General features: G+C 64.5%; 17 protein-coding genes. 14 read left to right on the top strand and 3 right to left on the bottom strand.

Annotated elements, in window-relative coordinates:
• Window positions 1–42 precede the first annotated feature (42 nt).
• The 4 genes from sucC (at window position 43) to odhB (ending at window position 6,866) form a co-directional block, all read left to right on the top strand.
• The gene (sucC, locus tag C0456_RS05355) at window positions 43–1,236 is read left to right on the top strand and encodes an ADP-forming succinate--CoA ligase subunit beta (protein WP_291049249.1); all 1,194 of its coding nucleotides are present in this window, start codon (window positions 43–45) and stop codon (window positions 1,234–1,236) included.
• Window positions 1,237–1,241: 5 nt separating this feature from the next.
• Window positions 1,242–2,144, top strand: a complete 903-nt coding sequence (sucD, locus tag C0456_RS05350) for a succinate--CoA ligase subunit alpha (protein ID WP_291049247.1) — start codon at window positions 1,242–1,244, stop codon at window positions 2,142–2,144.
• A gap of 154 nt (window positions 2,145–2,298) precedes the next feature.
• Window positions 2,299–5,307, top strand: a complete 3,009-nt coding sequence (locus tag C0456_RS05345; protein WP_291049245.1) for a 2-oxoglutarate dehydrogenase E1 component — start codon at window positions 2,299–2,301, stop codon at window positions 5,305–5,307.
• A gap of 29 nt (window positions 5,308–5,336) precedes the next feature.
• On the top strand, window positions 5,337–6,866 hold the full coding sequence (odhB, locus tag C0456_RS05340; protein ID WP_291049243.1) for a 2-oxoglutarate dehydrogenase complex dihydrolipoyllysine-residue succinyltransferase: 1,530 nt from the start codon (window positions 5,337–5,339) through the stop codon (window positions 6,864–6,866).
• On the opposite strand, the gene C0456_RS05335 is transcribed toward odhB, so the two are convergent.
• A complete protein-coding gene (locus C0456_RS05335) occupies window positions 6,863–7,570 on the bottom strand; it encodes a class I SAM-dependent methyltransferase (RefSeq protein ID WP_291049240.1) in 708 nt (235 codons plus the stop codon). The two genes, odhB and C0456_RS05335, sit on opposite strands and share 4 nt — an antisense overlap.
• A gap of 155 nt (window positions 7,571–7,725) precedes the next feature.
• Between C0456_RS05335 and yghU the strand changes: the two genes are divergently transcribed.
• The 3 genes from yghU to C0456_RS05320 all read left to right on the top strand — a co-directional run bounded on the left by yghU (window position 7,726) and on the right by C0456_RS05320 (window position 10,003).
• Window positions 7,726–8,598, top strand: coding sequence for a glutathione-dependent disulfide-bond oxidoreductase (yghU, locus tag C0456_RS05330; RefSeq protein WP_291049237.1), 873 nt, complete (start codon window positions 7,726–7,728; stop codon window positions 8,596–8,598).
• 4 nt (window positions 8,599–8,602) lie between these two features.
• The gene (locus C0456_RS05325; protein WP_291049234.1) at window positions 8,603–9,580 is read left to right on the top strand and encodes a hypothetical protein; all 978 of its coding nucleotides are present in this window, start codon (window positions 8,603–8,605) and stop codon (window positions 9,578–9,580) included.
• A 78-nt stretch (window positions 9,581–9,658) separates the two neighbouring features.
• On the top strand, window positions 9,659–10,003 hold the full coding sequence (locus C0456_RS05320; protein WP_291049230.1) for a chorismate mutase: 345 nt from the start codon (window positions 9,659–9,661) through the stop codon (window positions 10,001–10,003).
• On the opposite strand, the gene C0456_RS05315 is transcribed toward C0456_RS05320, so the two are convergent.
• Complete coding sequence (locus C0456_RS05315; protein WP_291049228.1) at window positions 9,964–10,350, bottom strand: Hpt domain-containing protein; 387 nt, start codon at window positions 10,348–10,350, stop codon at window positions 9,964–9,966. The genes C0456_RS05320 and C0456_RS05315 overlap by 40 nt on opposite strands.
• A 167-nt stretch (window positions 10,351–10,517) precedes the next feature.
• Between C0456_RS05315 and C0456_RS05310 the strand changes: the two genes are divergently transcribed.
• A complete protein-coding gene (locus tag C0456_RS05310) occupies window positions 10,518–10,661 on the top strand; it encodes a hypothetical protein (RefSeq protein ID WP_291049225.1) in 144 nt (47 codons plus the stop codon).
• A gap of 81 nt (window positions 10,662–10,742) precedes the next feature.
• The gene (locus C0456_RS05305) at window positions 10,743–12,755 is read left to right on the top strand and encodes a hypothetical protein (protein ID WP_291049222.1); all 2,013 of its coding nucleotides are present in this window, start codon (window positions 10,743–10,745) and stop codon (window positions 12,753–12,755) included.
• A gap of 9 nt (window positions 12,756–12,764) precedes the next feature.
• On the opposite strand, the gene gcvA is transcribed toward C0456_RS05305, so the two are convergent.
• Entirely contained in the window at window positions 12,765–13,697 is a 933-nt protein-coding gene (gene gcvA / locus C0456_RS05300) for a transcriptional regulator GcvA (RefSeq protein ID WP_291049219.1), read from the bottom strand.
• Between the two features lie 109 nt (window positions 13,698–13,806).
• On the opposite strand from gcvA, the gene cysG reads away from it, so the two are divergent.
• From cysG to C0456_RS05275, 5 genes are read left to right on the top strand one after another with little or no spacing between them, the layout of a single operon-like run.
• Window positions 13,807–15,258, top strand: a complete 1,452-nt coding sequence (cysG, locus tag C0456_RS05295) for a siroheme synthase CysG (protein ID WP_291049217.1) — start codon at window positions 13,807–13,809, stop codon at window positions 15,256–15,258.
• Complete coding sequence (locus C0456_RS05290; RefSeq protein ID WP_291049215.1) at window positions 15,255–15,578, top strand: DUF2849 domain-containing protein; 324 nt, start codon at window positions 15,255–15,257, stop codon at window positions 15,576–15,578. Before cysG ends, C0456_RS05290 begins: the two co-directional genes overlap by 4 nt.
• Window positions 15,578–16,204 carry a glutathione S-transferase family protein gene (locus C0456_RS05285; RefSeq protein ID WP_291049213.1) on the top strand — a complete coding sequence of 209 codons (627 nt, stop codon included), beginning with the start codon at window positions 15,578–15,580 and terminating at the stop codon, window positions 16,202–16,204. The genes C0456_RS05290 and C0456_RS05285 overlap by 1 nt, the downstream gene beginning before the upstream one ends.
• Window positions 16,204–17,862, top strand: a complete 1,659-nt coding sequence (locus tag C0456_RS05280) for a nitrite/sulfite reductase (RefSeq protein WP_291049210.1) — start codon at window positions 16,204–16,206, stop codon at window positions 17,860–17,862. The genes C0456_RS05285 and C0456_RS05280 overlap by 1 nt, the downstream gene beginning before the upstream one ends.
• On the top strand, window positions 17,849–18,331 hold the full coding sequence (locus C0456_RS05275) for a DUF934 domain-containing protein (protein ID WP_291049207.1): 483 nt from the start codon (window positions 17,849–17,851) through the stop codon (window positions 18,329–18,331). The genes C0456_RS05280 and C0456_RS05275 overlap by 14 nt, the downstream gene beginning before the upstream one ends.
• Window positions 18,332–18,352: the final 21 nt, after the last annotated feature.

Genomic DNA, 18,352 nt, shown 5'->3' with positions numbered 1-18,352 from the left:
GGAATGCTGGCGGGCCGTGAGGCCGGACAGGGAAACCACTCCATGAACATCCATGAATACCAGGCCAAGGCGCTGCTCAAATCCTTCGGGGCGCCTGTGGCAGAAGGCGTGCCTGTGCTCTCGCTCGCCGATGTGCAGAAGGCAATCGACACGCTCCCCGGCCCGCTCTGGGTCGTGAAAAGCCAGATCCACGCAGGTGGCCGCGGCAAGGGCAAATTCATCGAGCCGGAAGCCGGTGAAAAAGGCGGCGTCCGCCTCGCCTTCAACAAGGAAGACGTGAAAAAGCATGCCGAAGCGATGCTTGGGCGTCACCTCGTCACCGCCCAGACCTCTGCCGCCGGCAAGCAGGTCAACCGCCTCTACATCGAAGATGGCGCCGACATCGAGAAGGAACTCTACCTCTCGATCCTGGTTGACCGCTCCACCTCGAAAGTTTCGTTCGTTGTCTCCACCGAAGGCGGCATGGACATCGAAGAGGTCGCCCATGAGACCCCTGAGAAGATCCTGACCCTCGGCATCGATCCGCTGACCGGCGTGACCGCAGCTGATTCGGCCAAGATCAACGACGCCCTGAAGCTGACCGGCACGGCAGCAGAAGATGGCCTCAAACTCTTCCCGATCCTCTACAAAGCCTTTGTCGAGAAAGACATGGCGATGCTGGAAGTGAACCCGCTGATCGTCATGAAGGACGGCCATCTGCGCGTGCTCGACGCGAAAGTCTCGTTCGACGGCAACGCGCTGTTCCGCCATCCCGACGTTCAGGCCCTGAAGGACGAAACCGAACAGGACGCCAAGGAACTCGAAGCGGCTGAATGGGATCTTGCCTATATCGCCCTCGACGGCACCATCGGCTGCATGGTCAACGGCGCAGGCCTGGCCATGGCGACCATGGACATCATCAAGCTCTACGGCGAGGAGCCGGCCAACTTCTGTGACGTTGGCGGCGGCGCCGGCAAGGAGAAGGTGGCGGCCGCCTTCAAGATCATCATGAAGGACCCCAACGTGAAGGGCATCCTCGTGAACATCTTCGGCGGCATCATGAAATGCGATGTCATCGCCGAAGGCGTGATCGCAGCCGTGAAGGAAACGAACCTGTCGGTTCCGCTGGTGGTTCGCCTTGAAGGCACCAACGTCGATCTCGGCAAGAAGATCATCCGCGAGAGCGGCCTGAACGTCATTCCGGCCGACGATCTCGACGATGCAGCCCAGAAAATTGTCAAAGCGGTGCGGGGTTAAGTTCCATGTCCATTCTGATCGACAAGAACACGAAAGTCCTGACACAGGGCATGACCGGCAACACCGGCTCGTTCCACACCAATCAGGCGCTGGCCTATTTCGGCACCCAGATGGTGGGCGGCATTCACCCCAAGAAGGGTGGCGAGATGTGGAAGGCCGATAACGGCCAGGAACTCCCGATCTTCGCGTCCGTCGCCGAAGGCAAGGAAAAGACCGGCGCCACCGCGTCTGTGGTCTATGTTCCGCCGGCTGGCGCAGCTGCCGCCATCGAGGAAGCCATCGACGCAGAGATCCCGCTGATCGTCTGCATCACCGAGGGCGTTCCGGTGATGGACATGGTTCGCGTCAAGGCGAAGCTCAACAAGTCCAAGTCGCGCCTCATCGGGCCCAACTGCCCCGGCCTCATCACGGCCAATGAGTGCAAGATCGGCATCATGCCGGGCTCCATCTTCAAGAAGGGCTCGGTGGGTATCGTCTCGCGCTCGGGCACGCTGACCTATGAAGCCGTGTTCCAGACCACGAATGCTGGCCTTGGCCAGACCACCGCGGTCGGTATCGGCGGCGACCCGGTCAAGGGCACCGAATTCATCGACATCCTGGAAATGTTCCTGGCCGACGATGAAACCAAATCGATCATCATGATCGGCGAAATCGGCGGTTCTGCCGAAGAAGAAGCCGCTCAGTTCCTGATCGACGAGGCCAAGAAGGGCCGCAAGAAGCCGATGGCCGGCTTTATCGCGGGCCGCACAGCGCCTCCTGGCCGCACCATGGGCCATGCCGGCGCGATCGTTTCCGGCGGCAAGGGCGATGCAGAGTCGAAGATCGCGGCGATGGAGGCGGCGGGCATCCGCGTCAGCCCCAGCCCGGCCCGTCTCGGCACCACACTTGTCGAGGTGCTAAAGGGTTAGAAAGACCTTATAGTGTTATAGATTCGTGACGCCCGCTCCCGGCGTATTCCTGGGGCGGGCGTTGCAGCATAACCTGCTTCACGTAGGGGCAGGGGGTACGGTCCGTCCCTATATCAGTCGCCGGGGGCGGCAACTCTGGAAGGATGGACATTAAATGGCCGACGATGGCAGCCCGGTGAATGGTCCCCGCAGCACGGGCAATGCGGCAATGCTGGATACTGCGTTCCTGTACGGGGGCTCTGCCCACTGGCTGGAACAGATGCAGGCGGCTTACGCCAAAGACCCCAATTCCGTGCCTGAGAGCTGGCGCGCCTTTTTCGCTGAACTCGGCGATGAAGCTGCAAGCGCCACCCAGAACGCGAAGGGCGCCAGCTGGAAACGCAATGACTGGCCGCGCCCGGCCGCCAGCGAGCAGATTGCCGCCTTTGACGGCAACTGGGCGCTGATCGAGCCCAAGCTCGAAAAGAAGATCAAAACCGCCAGCCCCGCGCTGGGCGCCGAGGAAGTCACCCGCGCGGTGACGGACTCGATCAAGGCCCTGATGATGATCCGCGCCTACCGGATTCGGGGCCACCTGGCCGCCCAGCTCGATCCGCTCGGCCTTTCCGGCTTCGGCGACCAGCCCGAGCTTGACCCGGCCAGCTATGGCTTCGGCCCCGAAGACATGAACCGCAGCATCTATATCGACGGCTATCTCGGCCTCGAGCACGCCACTCCGGCGCAGATGCTGGACATCCTGCGGCGCACCTACTGCTCGACGCTCGGCATCGAGTTCATGCACATTTCCGACCCGGAAGAGAAAGCCTGGCTGCAGGAGCGGATCGAAGGGCCCGACAAGGGCGTTGCCTTCACCCGCGAGGGCAAGCTGGCAATCCTCCGCAAGCTGATCGAAGCGGAAAGCTTCGAGCGCTTCCTGCACAAGCGTTATCCCGGCACCAAACGGTTCGGCCTGGATGGCGGCGAGGCGGCCGTTCCGGCGCTGGAGCAGATCATCAAGCGCGGCGGCGCCCTCGGCGTCAACGAGATCGTCGTCGGCATGCCCCACCGGGGCCGTCTCAACATGCTCGCGGCCGTGATGGGCAAGGGCTACGAGAAGATCTTCCACGAATTCCAGGGCGGCTCGACACAAGGGGCCGGCGAGTTCGGCTCGGGCGACGTGAAATACCACCTCGGCGCCTCGTCTGACCGTGAGTTTGACGGCAATGTCGTCCACCTCACCATGAACCCGAACCCGTCCCACCTTGAAGCGGTGAACCCGGTCGTGCTCGGCCGCACGCGCGCCAAGCAGTTCATGGAATCGCGCCAGACCGGCAAGCTCGACCGCTCGCACAAGCTGCCCCTGCTGCTGCACGGGGACGCTGCCTTCGCAGGGCAGGGCGTCGTGGCCGAATGCTTCGCCCTGTCGGGCCTGCAGGGCTACCGCACCGGCGGCACGATCCACTTCATCGTCAACAACCAGATCGGCTTCACCACCAGCCCGATGTATTCGCGCTCCTCGCCCTATCCGTCGGATGTGGCGCTGATGGTGCAGGCGCCGATCTTCCATGTGAACGGCGATGATCCTGAAGCGGTTGTCTATGCCGCAAAGGTGGCCACCGAATACCGGCAGAAGTTTGCAAAAGATGTCGTCATCGACATGTTCTGCTACCGCCGCTTCGGCCACAATGAGGGCGATGACCCGACGATGACGCAGCCGGTGATGTACCGCGTCATCAAGGATCGTCCGTCCACGCGCGAAATCTATGCTCAGCGCCTCGTGTCTGAAGGCCTGCTGACGGCAGCCGATGTCGACGCGCAGGTGAAGGAGTTCGAGGATTTCCTCGACCGCGCCTTCGAGGCCGGCAAGACGCTGAAAACCAACAAGGCAGACTGGCTGGAAGGCCAATGGTCGGGCTTCGGCCTGCCGCTGGACGATGACCGCCGCGGCAAGACCGGCGTGTCCAAGACGCGCCTGAAGGAACTTGGCGACGCCATCACGCGCATTCCGGAAAGCGTGGACGTTCACAAGACGGTGGAGCGCGTGATCGCCCGCCGCCGCGAGAGCTACGAAACCGGCAAGGACATCGACTGGGGCGGCGCCGAGCATCTGGCCTTCGCCAGCCTGCTGGACGAAGGCTTCCCGGTGCGTCTCTCCGGCCAGGACTGTGGCCGCGGCACCTTCGTGCAGCGCCACAGCCATCTCGTCGACCAGACGACCGGCGACCGCGTGACCCTGCTCAACCATATCCGCGACGGCCAGGCGCCGTATGAGGTCATCGACTCGCTCCTCTCCGAGGAAGCCGTGCTCGGCTACGAATACGGCTACTCGCTGACCGATCCGAACACGCTGACCTGCTGGGAAGCCCAGTTCGGCGACTTCGCAAACGGCGCGCAGGTCTATTATGACCAGTTCATCTCCTCGGCAGAGCGCAAATGGCTGCGCATGTCGGGTCTGGTTGTCCTTCTGCCGCATGGCTATGAAGGTCAGGGCCCGGAGCATTCCTCAGCCCGCCTCGAGCGCTTCCTGCAGATGTGCGCCGAAGACAACATGCAGGTGTGCAACCTGACGACCCCGGCGAACTATTTCCACGCCCTGCGCCGCCAGATTCACCGCGAGTTCCGCAAACCCCTGGTCATCATGACGCCCAAATCGCTGCTGCGCCACAAGCTGGCCACCTCGACGCTGGACGACATGAACACCAAGTCCACCTTCCACCGCATCCTCTGGGATGACGCCGAAACGCCCGGCCGCGAAGGCAAGGTGAAACTCGCCAAGGACAACAAGGTGCGCCGCGTCGTGCTGTGTTCGGGCAAGGTGTATTACGACCTGTTCGAGGCCCGCGAAGCCTCCGGCCAGGACGATGTCTACCTGCTGCGCGTCGAGCAGTTCTATCCGGTGCCGCGCAAGTCGCTGATCACCGAACTGAAGCGCTTCCCGCAGGCCGAGCTTGTCTGGTGCCAGGAAGAGCCGCGCAATATGGGCGGCTGGACCTTCATCCGTGACGAGATCGAATGGTGCGCCGCGCAGGCCGGCTACAAGCAGCCGCGCCCGAAATATGCCGGCCGCCCGCCGTCTGCGGCAACGGCAACGGGCCTCCTGTCCAAGCACCAGGCCGAACAGGCCAACCTGATCAAGACAGCCCTCTCGCCCGACCCGGTCGATGACCGGATCGTTTCTCCCTGATAATCCATAAGAAGAGACGGACACGACACATGACAGACATCGTTGTTCCCACACTCGGCGAAAGCGTTACCGAAGCCACCGTCGGCCAATGGCTGAAATCGGCGGGTGACGCGGTGAAGAAGGACGAAGTCCTCGTCGAACTTGAAACCGACAAGGTATCCGTCGAGGTCTCGGCCTCTGAAGACGGCGTGTTGTCGGAGATCGTCGCCAAGGCAGGCGATACCGTGAATATCGGCGCGGTGCTCGGCCGGCTGAATGCGGGGGGCGCGTCCGTGTCCAAGCCCGCCCCGGCCAAGGAGCCGGCAAAGGCCGAATCCAAGGCGGAACCCAAGCCTGCCGCCGCTGCCTCTGGCGGCGCGGCCACGGATGTCAAAGTTCCGGTGATGGGGGAGAGCGTTGCCGAGGGCACGATCGCCAGCTTCACCAAGAAGGTCGGCGACAGTGTCAAGAAAGACGAGACCATCGCCGAGATCGAAACCGACAAGGTGGCGCTGGAAGTGCCCGCGCCGGCTGACGGGGTTATCCTCGAATGGCTGGTGAAGGAAGGCGACTCGGTCACTCCCGGTTCCGTCATTGCCCGGATCGGCGCCTCCGGCGCGGCCCCGGCAAAGGCTGCCGAGGCGCCGGCCAAGGCTGAAGCCCCGAAAGCGGCGGCTCAACCCGCCGCCACGGGCGACCGCCCGGTGTCACCGTCCGTGCGCCGCATTTCCACCGAGGCCGGCGTCAGCCCGTCCGAAATTCCCGGCACGGGCCGCGATGGCCGCGCCACCAAGGCTGATGCCCTGGCTTACGTCAATCAACCGAAAGCAAGCTCCTCGACCATGTCCGACACCGCTGCAAAGCCGCCGCGCGAAACTGGCCCCCGTGAAGAACGTGTACGGATGACGCGTCTGCGTCAGACCATCGCCCGCCGCCTGAAGGAAGCCCAGGATACGGCCGCGATGCTGACGACATTCAATGATGTCGACATGTCGGCCATCATGGATGTGCGCAAGAAGTATCAGGATGTGTTCGTGGCCCGCCACGGCATCAAGCTCGGCTTCATGAGCTTCTTCGTGAAGGCAGTGGCCAACGCGCTGAAGGAAGTTCCGGCAGTCAATGCCGAGATTGATGGCCAGGACATCATCTACAAGAACTATTACGACATCAGCGTCGCCGTCGGCACGGAGAAGGGCCTCGTCACGCCCGTTCTGCGCGGTGTTGACGAGATGTCGCTGGCCGCCATCGAGAAGGGCATTGCCGATCTCGGCAAGAAAGCCCGTGACGGCGCCCTCACCATCGGCGACCTGCAGGGCGGCACCTTCACCATCTCCAACGGCGGCATCTATGGCTCGCTGATGTCGACCCCGATCCTCAACCCGCCGCAGTCCGGCGTGCTGGGCATGCACCGCATCGAGGACCGCCCGATTGTCCGCAATGGCCAGATCGTCATCAAGCCGATGATGTACCTTGCCCTCAGCTATGACCACCGCATCGTCGACGGCAAGGAAGCGGTGACCTTCCTCGTCCGCGTGAAAGAGGCGCTGGAAGATCCCGAGCGGATGCTGCTGGAAGTCTAGGCGCGCGTCGCCGTCCAGCCGCGGATCAGCGCGGCCTGAAATACCGGGGCGGGGGGCGTGAAGCCTCCCGCCTCAATCATTTGGGCGACCTCGCCGGGCCCATGGGCGGCAAACTGCTTGCCATACGCTTTGCGATAATTGGCCCGGCTTTCCTCCGTCTGCCCCGCAAGGCGGAAGATATCCGTCCAGAGGCCCATGATCTTTTCGAAGGTGGGGCCATCATTATCCGTGCTCAGATCAACATTGATGAAGCGTGCGCCCGGTTTCAGGCGGGCGGCGATGTCTGCGAAATAGGATTGGCGGGCGCTTGCATCGGTGAGGAAATGGGACACGAGCAGGCTGGTGGCGCCGTCATGGGCTTCCAGCGGCGTTTCCGAAACATAGGCCTCGTGAAAGCTGCAGCGCTCTGCAAAGCCTTCAGCCTCGGCATGGCGGCGGGCAATGGCCAGCATCGGCGCGGAGGGGTCCACCAGCGTGAAGCGCCAGCCGGGATGGCGCGGGGCAAGGTAGCGTACTTCGGCGCCCGTGCCCGCCCCGGCCACCAGAATGCGCGCGTCTTCCGGCAATTGGCTGAGATAGGCATCGGTCAGAAGGTGGAGACAGGCCTGAATTCCGCTCAGCGCGGAGAACTGGGTATCATAGGCCTTGGCATGGTCTTCCGTAAACGCGCCCGAAAGCGCCAGGGACGGGCGGGGATGGCTCATATGAAACTCCGTTAGTTACGAAACAGCTCCCCCTCGTATGGCCTTTTGCCGGTGCCGGCAAGGGTTGATCGCGCGCTTGAAGGTTTCGGCCTTGTAAAATGCCGTTTAAACATGACCTTGGAAGAACAAGACAAAGATCCCACCGGAGGACCGCCATGAGCGATTCAGATTATATCCCGCCCAAAGTCTGGACCTGGAACAAGGATGCGGGCGGCCGGTTCGCCAACATCAACCGCCCGATCGCCGGGCCGACGCATGAGAAGGCCCTGCCCGTCGGCAAGCACCCGCTGCAGCTCTATTCGCTCGGCACGCCCAATGGCGTCAAAGTCACTGTGATGCTCGAGGAGCTGCTGGCGCTCGGCTATTCGGGCGCCGAGTATGACGCCTGGCTGATCAATATCGGCAATGGCGACCAGTTCTCGTCGGGCTTTGTCGACATCAACCCCAACTCCAAGATCCCGGCGCTGTTTGATCGTTCCACCGAGGCGGGCGTGCGCGTGTTCGAGTCCGGCGCGATCCTGATGTACCTGGCCGAGAAGTTCGGCGCCTTCCTGCCGAAGGCGTATCCCAAGCGTGCGGAGGCCCTCAGCTGGCTGTTCTGGCAGATGGGATCGGCGCCTTTCCTGGGCGGCGGCTTTGGCCATTTCTATGCCTACGCCCCGGTCAAGATCCAGTACGCCATCGACCGTTATGCCATGGAAGCCAAGCGCCAGATGGACGTGCTCGACCGCCACCTCGCCGCGCATGAATATATGGCGGGCGACGAATACACGATTGCCGACATGGCGATCTGGCCCTGGTATGGCGCCCTCGCGCTGGGCATCCTCTACGAGGCGGGCGAATTCCTCGAAGTGGAGAGCTACAAGAACGTCCAGCGCTGGACGAAGCAGATTGCCGAACGCCCCGCCGTGCAGCGCGGCCGGATGGTCAACCGCACCTTCGGCAAGCCGGAATCCCAGCTCTGGGAACGCCATGACGCCAGCGACTTCGACACCAGGACGCAGGACAAGCTGCAACCGGGCAGCTAGGCCCGTGCTCGGACTGTTCGGGAAGAAGAAAGCCGCGTTCGATCTGACCGAGGGCAACCGGCATGTCCTGCCGAGCCTTGCCCTGCTGGAGGCCGGGAAGGGGCGGGAGCTGGCGGAGCTTTATGCCGGGCTTGCCCCGGCAGACCGGCTGCATTTCCTCGACGGGCTGGGGCAGGTCTCGGAGATCGGCGCGCCGCTGCCCCCGCTCAGCGGCCATCCCGCGCTCTATGCGCTTGCCGGCGGCCTGCACTATGTCTGGGCCCACCGGCTGCGCGGCTTTGCCACCGCAGACCGCACCAGCGATGCCCAGGTGACGGACATGGCCGAGATGGCCGCCGTGGCCGAAGACCTGCTGGAGGCAGCTGCCCAAGCCACGCCCGGTGACAGCGCGCTGCACGGCTTCCGCTTCCGCGCCATGATGCTGACCGGCGCCCCGGCGGGCGGCTTTGAAGCGGCCACGGCAGACCTGCGCGCCACGGGCGAGGCCAACGTGCTCGCCGAGCTGGCCCGGATGAATTATCTCGCCCCCAAATGGCATGGCAGCGTCGGGGAAATGCACGCGGCGGCGGAAAATGCCATGGACGGGGCGCCGAACGCGTCCTTCCTGGCGCTGAAGGCCCGCGCCTGGATCGAGGAATGGCTCTACCAGACCGCCATGAATGACAATGAGGCCGAAGTCGCCGCCTTCCGCGAAAAGGTGAAGTCCGATGCCTTGCGGGCCGAGATTGCCGGACTGGATGACCAGTTCCGGCAACGTTTCACCGCCGGGCCGGAGCTGTCCTTTGCCGAAGCGGGCTTTGCCCACAATAATTTCGCCGTGCTGCTGACCCTCTTCCGGGACAAGGTGCGTCTGAAACCCCACCTTTCGGCCATCGGGGCGACCGCCTTCCAGACCCCCTGGGGCTATATCGCGGGGCGCAACGTGCCCGCCATGATCGCGCGGCTGAGGGCGGAAACCGGGCTGCCAAAACTCAAGGCCTGAAGCTGCGGCGCAGCGCCCCGTTCCCTTGCGGCGGGGCCGATGCCCATATAGGGCAGGGCGAAAGAGCTGAGAGGCCGCATGACGACCTATACTTCCGACGCACGCAAGCACACATCCGACACCGCAGAGACGATGGCGGATGTCCGCTATGAGGTCGACCGGATCGACCGCCTGCTGGTTGAGATCCTGGCTGAGCGCCAGTCAATGATGGACGCTGCCGCCCGCATCAAGGGCGCCCGTGCGGCCGTGCATGACCGGGCAAGGATCGAGGATGTGATCGCCAAGGTGAAGGCTGAATGCGCAAAACACGGCCTTTCTCCGGCGATAGCGGAGCCTGTCTGGCGCACGCTGATCGACCGTTGCATTGCCTATGAGTTTGAAAGCTATGACGCGCTGCGCCTGGCTGCAGAGGCCAAGTCGTAAGCAGCGCGGGCGGCCGCTTCCAGCGTCTCGCCAAGGGCTTCCTTCACATCGCTGAGCAGCACCGAGGCATGCGCCTTGCTGGGCGCGGTCTCGCCCCGGCCGGCCTTTTCTGCCCGCTCGCAGGCCGCTGCCAGCTTCAATGCGCCGATGCTGAGGCTCGCACCTTTCAGCGTATGGGCCGCGTCGGCCCACTGCCTTGCCTCGCTCATCGGGTCCAGCAGGCGCGACCAGAGCTGGGCCTGTTCCCGGAAGATGCCGATCACTTCCAGTGAGAGGGCGGTATCATTCCCCGTCATGGCGGCCAGGTGATCGAGGTCCAGAACGGGCAGGGGAGTGTCGGCGGGCATCAGGGGCTCCTATGGGCCGGGCAAGCCTGATCTGGCGCGGTTAGCAGGGCGTTAACCCCGTCTCGTCAGAAAGATTCTTTCAACCCCGGCGGATTGCCGGGCCGGCCTGTTTCTGATAATAGCGCCGCAAGGGTAAAAACGGCCACGCGCCTTTGGGTTTTACGATCATGACCGAATTTCTGATTTTCGTCCGCAATCTTGTGCTGGCCGCGATCTTCGCTCTGATCGGCCTGCAGTTTGCTCCGCAGACCCCCGAAAAGGCACCTGAGGACAAGGGTGACTCATCGGTAACCCTCTTCCTGCTGCCCTGACTCGAAAAAACAGGGCATTAGCCCTCCGCCGGCGTGCAATCAGCACTCGCAGGAACCCGTAAGGCGGGTTATACAGATAATATGACGGAAGCCCCCTCTGCGCGCCGGTCCGGCCGGGACGACCTCGTCCGACACGAGGCCTCGCAGAATTTTGAAACTGCGCAACATGGTGGCGGCTGGATGGTCACGCTCGCTTATGTCTCGGCCTTTCTCTGGCTCGCCGGTCTCGGCGCCGCCCTGATCGGGCTGGGCGGCATCGGTTTCGTCAGCCAGTATCATCCCGCCCTGATCGTCGCGGCGGCCATTGGCGCCGTCATCCCCGCCCTGCTGATGGTGGCGGCCGGCCAGATGGCCCGCGCCAATCGCCGGGCGGCAGCGGCCAATGCGCTGGTGCTGGAAGCGGCTGCGCGCCTGATGGCCCCGGCCCGGGAAGCGGGCCATGAAGGCATCACCTTTGCCGAACAGATGAAACAGTCCGCCGCCGAGATCGACCATGCGATGGCCCACGCCCTCTCTGCCATGAAGGCGATGGCGGGCGAGATCGGGGATGAGCGGCTGCGGCTTGAATCTGTTTCCTATGCGGCGGCAGACAATGCGCGCGACCTGGCAGAACGTCTGGGTGAGGAGCGTCATGCGCTCGAAACCCTGGCGCGGGATCTGCGCGCGCAGGTCACCGCCATGAACGAAGCCATTCCGCGCCAGGCGCAATTGATGGTCACCGCCGCGCGCACCGCCAGCGAGGAAGTCGGCCGTGCCGATGCCGCGCTGGAGCAGCGCCTCATCGCCATGCACCATGCCGGGGAAGAACTCACCCGCCGCATGGAATCGCTCGACGATCTGGCGCGCGACGCCTCCGGCCGCACCGAAGCGCTGACCTTCTCGATCAGCCGCGTCGAGGACAAGCTCGAACATTCCCGCCGCACGGTGGACGCGGCCGTCCGCGCCAGCGAAGTGGCCGCCGCCGCCGCCGCCACCACGGGCGACGCGCTGAAGAATGCGGTTTCCTCGGCCATCGAGGGCGCCCGCCATGCCAATGCCGAAATCAATGCGGCCACCCGCGCCGCCGCCGAAGAAGCCGCCCGCTCGCTGACCAAGCTGCGCGAAACCGGCGAGCAGGCGGCCTATGCCCTGCGCGCCGCCGGCCTTGCCGCCCGTCTTGAAAGCGAAGCGCTCGACCGTCTGGCCGGGCCCTATATGCCCGCTGGGTCTGCCGCCGCTTCCGCGCCGCTGACGCCGCCAGCCGTCCGTACGCCGATTTCTGCGCCCCAGCAGCCTCAGCCTTTCCAGCAGGCCCAGCCCTTCCAGAATGGGCCCGCCCAATCCCCGCGTCCCTCCGCCTACGGAAATAGCGCGATGACGCCGCCGGCAGCGCCCTCGCGCCCCAGCGTCGATGACGATCTGTTCGAGGCAAGTGCCGAGGCCATGATCGCCGCAGCGCGTGCGGGGGGAGATCACGACATTCTCGATCCTCTGCCGGCCATCTCGGCCCGGCCCGCGCCGGCATCGCCCGCCCGCAATGAGGATCCCCCGCCGGTCACCCTGCGCCGCCGGCATGATGATACCCCGCCCGAACCCCCGCGCCGCCGCGCGTCGGATTATGCGCCCACCCCGTCCTCCAATGGCGGCAGCAATGGTTCAGGCGGTTACAACGGCCACAACGGCAACGGCCACAGCCACAGCCACAGCAATGGCAGCGGCCCGGCGCCCTGGCGCGAAATCATCTCCGATATCAGCAAGGATCAGGCCCCGCCGCAGGCAGACCGGGAAACGATTGCTGAAGCGGTGGTGGAGCGCCTGCAGAATTCCGGCATTCCGCTGTCGGATGCCTTCAAGCCGAAAGCCAAGCGCCGTATCGCCGAAGCGGCCCAGCGCGGCGAGAAGGATCGCCACGCCGCGACTATCGAGCAGGGCGGCAAGCAGTTTGACCGGGTCGTCCAGCGCCTGCGCGGGGATCCGCGCCTGATGGACATGGCCAAACAATTCGTGCGCTTTGAGCGTGCCGACGCGCTCGCGGCGCTGGAGCAGACCCAGAGCACCAGCCGCAATGCCAGCCCGCGCCTTGCCGCTTTCCTGATGCTGGACGCCGCGCTCTAGGCCGGAAGCCTAAACGCCGACCACTTCTGTCCCGGCGGCTTCTTCCTTGATCCATTTGATGAAGGCGCGCACATCCGGCGAGAGGTGGCGCCCCTTTGGCCAGACCAGCCAATAGCCAAAATCAATCGGGATCGACCCGTTGGCAAATGGCGCCACCAGGCGCCCCGCTTCGAGGTCTGCTGCGGCAATCGCCTGCTTGGCGAGCGCCACGCCCCGGCCGGCGGCGGCCGACTCGATCACCAGAATGCCCTGATTGAAGCGCGGCCCCCGGTTGCCGTCCACGCCGCTGACGCCATGCGCGCGCAGCCAGCTTGCCCAGTCGGGGCAGGAGGGGTCATTCTCGGAGCTTTCGTCATGCAGCAGCGTGTGATGGAGCAGGTCCTCGGGCTTGCGGATGGCGTTCGGCCCTTCCAGCAGGCGCGGCGAGCAGACCGGCAGCACCATCTCGTCGAGCAGCTTTTCCGATTTCAGCCCCTCATAATTGCCCCGGCCATAGCGGATGGCGATGTCGGCATCGGCGGTGTTGAAGTCGGTCAGCGACATGTCGGCTGAAATCCAGGCTTCGATGCCTTCATTCTGCTGCTGGAACCGCTCCAGGCGCGGGGCCAGCCATTTGGCGGCAAAGGAGGGGGCAGAGGAAATCATCACCCGCCCCTTGCGGGCAGGGGCCTGCATCACGCGGCCGGCTTCGGCAATCCGCTCGAACGCCTCACGCACCAGCGGCAGGCTCGCCTGCGCCGCGTCGGTCAGCAGAACGGAACGCCCCGTACGCTTGAACAGCGGCGTGCCGGCAAAGTCCTCCAGCTGGCGGATCTGCTGGGAAATCGCGCCGGGCGTAACGTTCAGCTCCTCGGCCGCCTGGGTGAAGGACAGGCGGCGCGCAGCTGCCTCGAAAGCGCGCAGCGCGTTGAGTGGGGGAAGGCGATCGGAGGCGTCAGACATGAATAGTTTCTCTAAATGATCGCTGTAGGGGTTGCCCGTTGCGTCTGAAGCGTCAAGGAGGTTTTCTATATCCGTCCTTGTAGTGTCACTAATAAGAAAGATAGCGCCCATGCGCCAGTTCCCGGCCTTCTTTAACCTTGAAGGTGCCCGGATCGTCGTCTTTGGCGGCGGTGAGGAAGCGGCGCGCAAGCTGCGCCTGTTCCATGCCTCGGGCGCTGAGGCCGTGCTTGTCGGCGGCTTTGACGAGGCCGGGCTGGCGGCCGAGTTTGACAGCTGGGTGGACACCCTCCCGCGCAGCCAGACCGCCGCTGCCCTTGAAGGCGCCCGCCTCGCCCTCATCGCCGAAGAAAACCCCGCCCACCGGGCCGAGGCCCTCGCCGCCGCCCGCGCCCGCAATATCCCGGCCAATGTCGTCGACCATCCCGAGGATTGCGATTTCACGGTTCCTTCGATCCTTGACCGGGGCGAGATCGTCGCCGCCATCGGCTCGGGCGGCGCTGCGCCGGTACTCGCCAAGGCGATCCGTGCCAAGCTCGAAGCGCTGCTGCCCCAGCGTATCGGAGACCTCGCCGCGCTCGCTCGCTCGCTGCGCGGCTTTGTGGCCGAGGCCATCCCCGACAAATCCGCCCGCCGCCGCTATTGGGAGCGCGCCCTCTCCGGTCCCGCCGCAGAGGCTGCCTATGCCGGAGACCTTGAGCGCGCCGAAGCCCTGCTGCGCCAGCAGGCCCGCGCTTCTGGCCGCGCGCGCGGCGTGGTGCATATCGTTGGCGCGGGCCCCGGCGATCCGGAGCTGCTGACGATGAAGGCCCTGCGCCTCATCCAGGAAGCCGATGTGGTCTATTATGACCGCCTCGTCAGCCCGGAGATCATCTCCCTTATCCGGCGCGACGCCGCCCGCGTGCCGGTCGGCAAGTCGAAGGGCGATCATTCCGTCCCGCAGACCGAAATCCATGAGCGTCTCATCACCTCTGCCCGCGAAGGGCTGCGCGTCGTGCGCCTCAAGGGCGGGGACCCGTTCATCTTCGGAAGGGGCGGGGAAGAGCTGGAAGCCGTCCGCGCCGAAGGCATCGAGGTGCATGTGGTGCCGGGCATTTCCTCCGCCCTCGGATGTGCCGCCTCTGCGGGTGTGCCGCTCACCCACCGCGACCATGCCCAGACGCTCACCTTCGTCACCGGCCATGCCAAGGCAGGCGGCGTGCCCGATCTGGACTGGCAGGCCCTCGCGCGCCCGGCGCAGACAGTTGTGGTCTTCATGGGCGTCGATACCGCCCCGGCAATTGCCGAAAAACTCATCGCCGCCGGCCGCGCGCCCACCACACCCGTCGCCGTCATCGAGAATGGCACGCGGGCTGACGAGCTGCGCGTCTTCGGCACGCTGGCTGAGCTGCCATTCCTGGTCGAGGAAGAAGGCATCACCGGCCCGGCGCTGCTGATCATCGGCGAGGTTGCCGGCCTTCCTGCAGAGCAGGGCCGCATCGCCTCCATCGTCACCGAAGCCTCCGGCCTCGCCTGGTTCAGCCCGGACGCCCGCCAGCACACCTTCAAGGAGTCCGCCGCATGACTTCCGTTCGCCCCAAGCTTAAGCCCGAAACCCCCAAATCCATCACCGCCTGGGAAACCGCCACCGGCCGAACCGTCTGGCTGAAGGCCGATGGATCGTGGACGGAGGATATCACCCAGCTCGGCGTCTTCACGGGCGACGCGGCGGAAGCCGCGCTCGCCAGCGCGCTGAAGCAGGAAGGTCTCGTCACCGATCCCTATTTCATGGAAGTCACCGCAGAAGGCGCCATCACCGGCCGGGAAACCCTGCGCGAATCGCTGCGCGCGCAGTTCTCCGCTGGCGGCCTCGCCACGTCCGGAAGCACGCAGGAAACCGTCTGATGTCAGCCTCTGATCTCGGCGGGTTCACCCTCTACGGAGATCCCGTCTCCGGCAATTGCCTGAAACCCAAATGGACCGCCGGCCTGCTCGGCATTCCCTATACCTGGGTGGATATCGATGTGGTGAAGGGTGAAACCCGCACGCCCGATTTCCTCGCCATGAACCCCGCCGGCCAGGTGCCTGTGGCGCGCTGGGCCGATGGCCGCGTTCTGCCCCAGTCGAACGCCATCATGCTCTATCTGGCCGAAGGTTCCAGCCTTATCCCGGCTGACGCGTTTGCGCGCGCCGAAGCGATGAGCTGGCTCTTCTGGGAACAGTATTCCCATGAAACCGCCATCGCCGTGCGCCGCTTCCAGAAACACTATCTGAAAAAATCCGACACCGAGATCGACCCCGCTTTGTTGGTGCGCGGCAACAACGCGCTCGCCGTCATGGAACAGCGTCTCACAGCCCGCGATTGGTTTGCAGGAAACGCGCTTTCGGTCGCCGATATCGCCCTTGTCGCCTATACGCGCGTCGCGCATGAGGGCGGCTTTGACTTGCGCCTTTATCCGGCTGTCGCAAACTGGGTGCAGAGAACAGAAGTCGCGCTGGGCATCCCCCATGCGCAGGAGTTGTTAGTCTGATGTATAGATATGACCAGTTCGACGCCCGCATCGTTGCCGAGCGCGTCGCCCAGTTTCGCGGCCAGGTGGCCCGCCGCCTCTCCGGAGAGCTTCTGGAAGACGAGTTCAAGCCGCTGCGCCTGCAGAACGGCGTCTACCTCCAGCTCCACGCCTACATGCTGCGCATCGCCATTCCCTATGGCCAACTCAGCCCCGTCCAGCTCCGCCGCCTGGCAGAGGTTGCCCGCGATTATGACCGCGGCTTTGGCCACTTCACCACCCGCCAGAACATCCAGTTCAACTGGGTCGCCCTGAAAGACATTCCGGACGTCCTGGAAAAGCTCGCCGAGGTCGAGATGCACGCCATCCAGACCTCGGGCAACTGCATCCGCAATACGACTACGGATCATTTCGCCGGCGCCGCGCAGGATGAACTCCTCGACCCGCGCCCCTGGTGCGAGATCATCCGCCAGTGGTCCACCTTCCATCCCGAATTTGCCGCCCTGCCGCGCAAGTTCAAGATCGCCGTCACCGCGGCCGAGCATGACCGCGCCGCCATCCGCGTGCATGATGTCGGCCTGCATATCCTGCAGAAGAACGGCGTCACCGGCTTTGAAGTCTGGGTCGGCGGCGGGCAGGGGCGCACGCCCGTCATCGCCACGCTGGTCAATCCCTTCGTGCCGGAAAGCGAGATCCTCGACTATCTGGAAGCCGTCATGCGGGTCTATAACCGCTATGGCCGCCGCGATAACAAGTACAAGGCTCGCATCAAGATCCTCGTCACCGAGCTCGGCGAAGCCGAATACATCCGTCAGGTCGAGGAAGAATACGCCGCCCAGCGCCCGCACGAAAAGATTGCGCTGACGGCGGACGAAATCGCCCGCATCCATGCCTATTTCGCCCCGCCGAAGCTCGCCGCCAAACCCGCCGTCTCCGAACGCCTGGAGGCCGCCAAAGCTGCAGACCCGGCCTTCGCGCGCTGGACGCGGGTAAACCTGCACCCCCACAAGGCGCCCGGCTATGCCTCCGTCACCGTCAGCCTGAAGCCGCAGGGCGTGGCGCCGGGCGACGCGACCGACACGCAGATGGAACTCGTCGCAGACCTGGCCGAAAAGTACGGCCACGGAGATATCCGCGTCAGCCATGCGCAGAACCTGATCCTGCCGCATGTGGCGCTGGATGATCTGCCGGAAATCTACGCTGCCCTCGATGCCGCCGGCCTCGGCACGGCAAACGAAAGCCGCATCACCGACATGATCGTCTGCCCCGGCCTCGACTATTGCAACCTCGCCAATGCCCGCTCGATCCCGGTCTCGCTGGAAGTCTCGAAACTCTTCGCAGACCCCGCCTATGAGGAAGATATCGGCCGCCTGCACATCAACGTGTCCGGCTGCATCAATGCCTGCGGCCACCACCATGTCGGCCATATCGGCATCCTCGGCGTCGACAAGAAGGGCGAGGAATTCTACCAGATCCTCCTCGGCGGCCGCGCAGACGAGAAAGCCGCCCTCGGCAATATCGTTGGCCCTGGCCTGAAAGCTGAAGAAGTGCCCGGCGCCATCCACCGCGTCGTGGAATTCTACCGCGCCCAGCGCACGTCCAGGGACGAGAAGTTCATCGACACGCTGGAACGCCTCGGCCACCAGCCCTTCCAGGAGGCGCTCTATGCCGCTGATTAAGAACGGCGCAGAGATCGCCAATGAGTGGACCTTCGTGGCTAATGGCGAAGCCCTGCCGGAAACGGGCAAGTTTTCTGTCAGCCTTGGCCGCTTCCTCGCCCTGAAACAGGGGCAGGAGAACGGCCCGCTGCCCGATGGCGTGCGCCTTGCCCCTGCCGACAAGGCCGAGGATCTGGAGCCTTATCTAGGGGAGCTTTCCCTCATCGAGGTCGATTTCCCCCGCTACACCGACGGGCGCGGCTACAGCCATGCCCAGCTCCTGCGCCGCCGCTATCAGTATGACGGAGAGCTGCGCGCGGTCGGCCATGTGCTGAGGGATCAGATATTCTACATGCACCGTTCAGGGTTCGATGCTTACGAGACCCGCCGCGCTGGCCTATCTGAAGTGGTGGAAGCCTTGAACGAATACAGCGTGGTTTACCAGCCCGCAGCAGACCCGTCGGTCCCGGCCTTCCGCAGACGCAGCTGACCCGCAGGAAGGGCCCCGGCC

This window comes from Hyphomonas sp. (assembly GCF_013823385.1).
In the GTDB taxonomy this organism is placed as follows: domain Bacteria; phylum Pseudomonadota; class Alphaproteobacteria; order Caulobacterales; family Hyphomonadaceae; genus Hyphomonas.
The sequence above is the reverse complement of the archived record's forward strand: the minus strand, read 5'-3'. Positions and strand labels throughout refer to the sequence as shown.

Bases quoted from the DNA above. Each gene is read 5' to 3' on its own strand.
- sucC (WP_291049249.1), top strand. From the start codon at position 43: ATGAACATCCATGAATACCAGGCCAAGGCGCTGCTCAAATCCTTCGGG.
- sucD (WP_291049247.1), top strand. From the start codon at position 1,242: ATGTCCATTCTGATCGACAAGAACACGAAAGTCCTGACACAGGGCATG.
- C0456_RS05345 (WP_291049245.1), top strand. From the start codon at position 2,299: ATGGCCGACGATGGCAGCCCGGTGAATGGTCCCCGCAGCACGGGCAAT.
- odhB (WP_291049243.1), top strand. From the start codon at position 5,337: ATGACAGACATCGTTGTTCCCACACTCGGCGAAAGCGTTACCGAAGCC.
- C0456_RS05335 (WP_291049240.1), bottom strand. From the start codon at position 7,570: ATGAGCCATCCCCGCCCGTCCCTGGCGCTTTCGGGCGCGTTTACGGAA.
- yghU (WP_291049237.1), top strand. From the start codon at position 7,726: ATGAGCGATTCAGATTATATCCCGCCCAAAGTCTGGACCTGGAACAAG.
- C0456_RS05320 (WP_291049230.1), top strand. From the start codon at position 9,659: ATGACGACCTATACTTCCGACGCACGCAAGCACACATCCGACACCGCA.
- C0456_RS05315 (WP_291049228.1), bottom strand. From the start codon at position 10,350: ATGCCCGCCGACACTCCCCTGCCCGTTCTGGACCTCGATCACCTGGCC.
- C0456_RS05310 (WP_291049225.1), top strand. From the start codon at position 10,518: ATGACCGAATTTCTGATTTTCGTCCGCAATCTTGTGCTGGCCGCGATC.
- C0456_RS05305 (WP_291049222.1), top strand. From the start codon at position 10,743: ATGACGGAAGCCCCCTCTGCGCGCCGGTCCGGCCGGGACGACCTCGTC.
- gcvA (WP_291049219.1), bottom strand. From the start codon at position 13,697: ATGTCTGACGCCTCCGATCGCCTTCCCCCACTCAACGCGCTGCGCGCT.
- cysG (WP_291049217.1), top strand. From the start codon at position 13,807: ATGCGCCAGTTCCCGGCCTTCTTTAACCTTGAAGGTGCCCGGATCGTC.
- C0456_RS05290 (WP_291049215.1), top strand. From the start codon at position 15,255: ATGACTTCCGTTCGCCCCAAGCTTAAGCCCGAAACCCCCAAATCCATC.
- C0456_RS05285 (WP_291049213.1), top strand. From the start codon at position 15,578: ATGTCAGCCTCTGATCTCGGCGGGTTCACCCTCTACGGAGATCCCGTC.
- C0456_RS05280 (WP_291049210.1), top strand. From the start codon at position 16,204: ATGTATAGATATGACCAGTTCGACGCCCGCATCGTTGCCGAGCGCGTC.
- C0456_RS05275 (WP_291049207.1), top strand. From the start codon at position 17,849: ATGCCGCTGATTAAGAACGGCGCAGAGATCGCCAATGAGTGGACCTTC.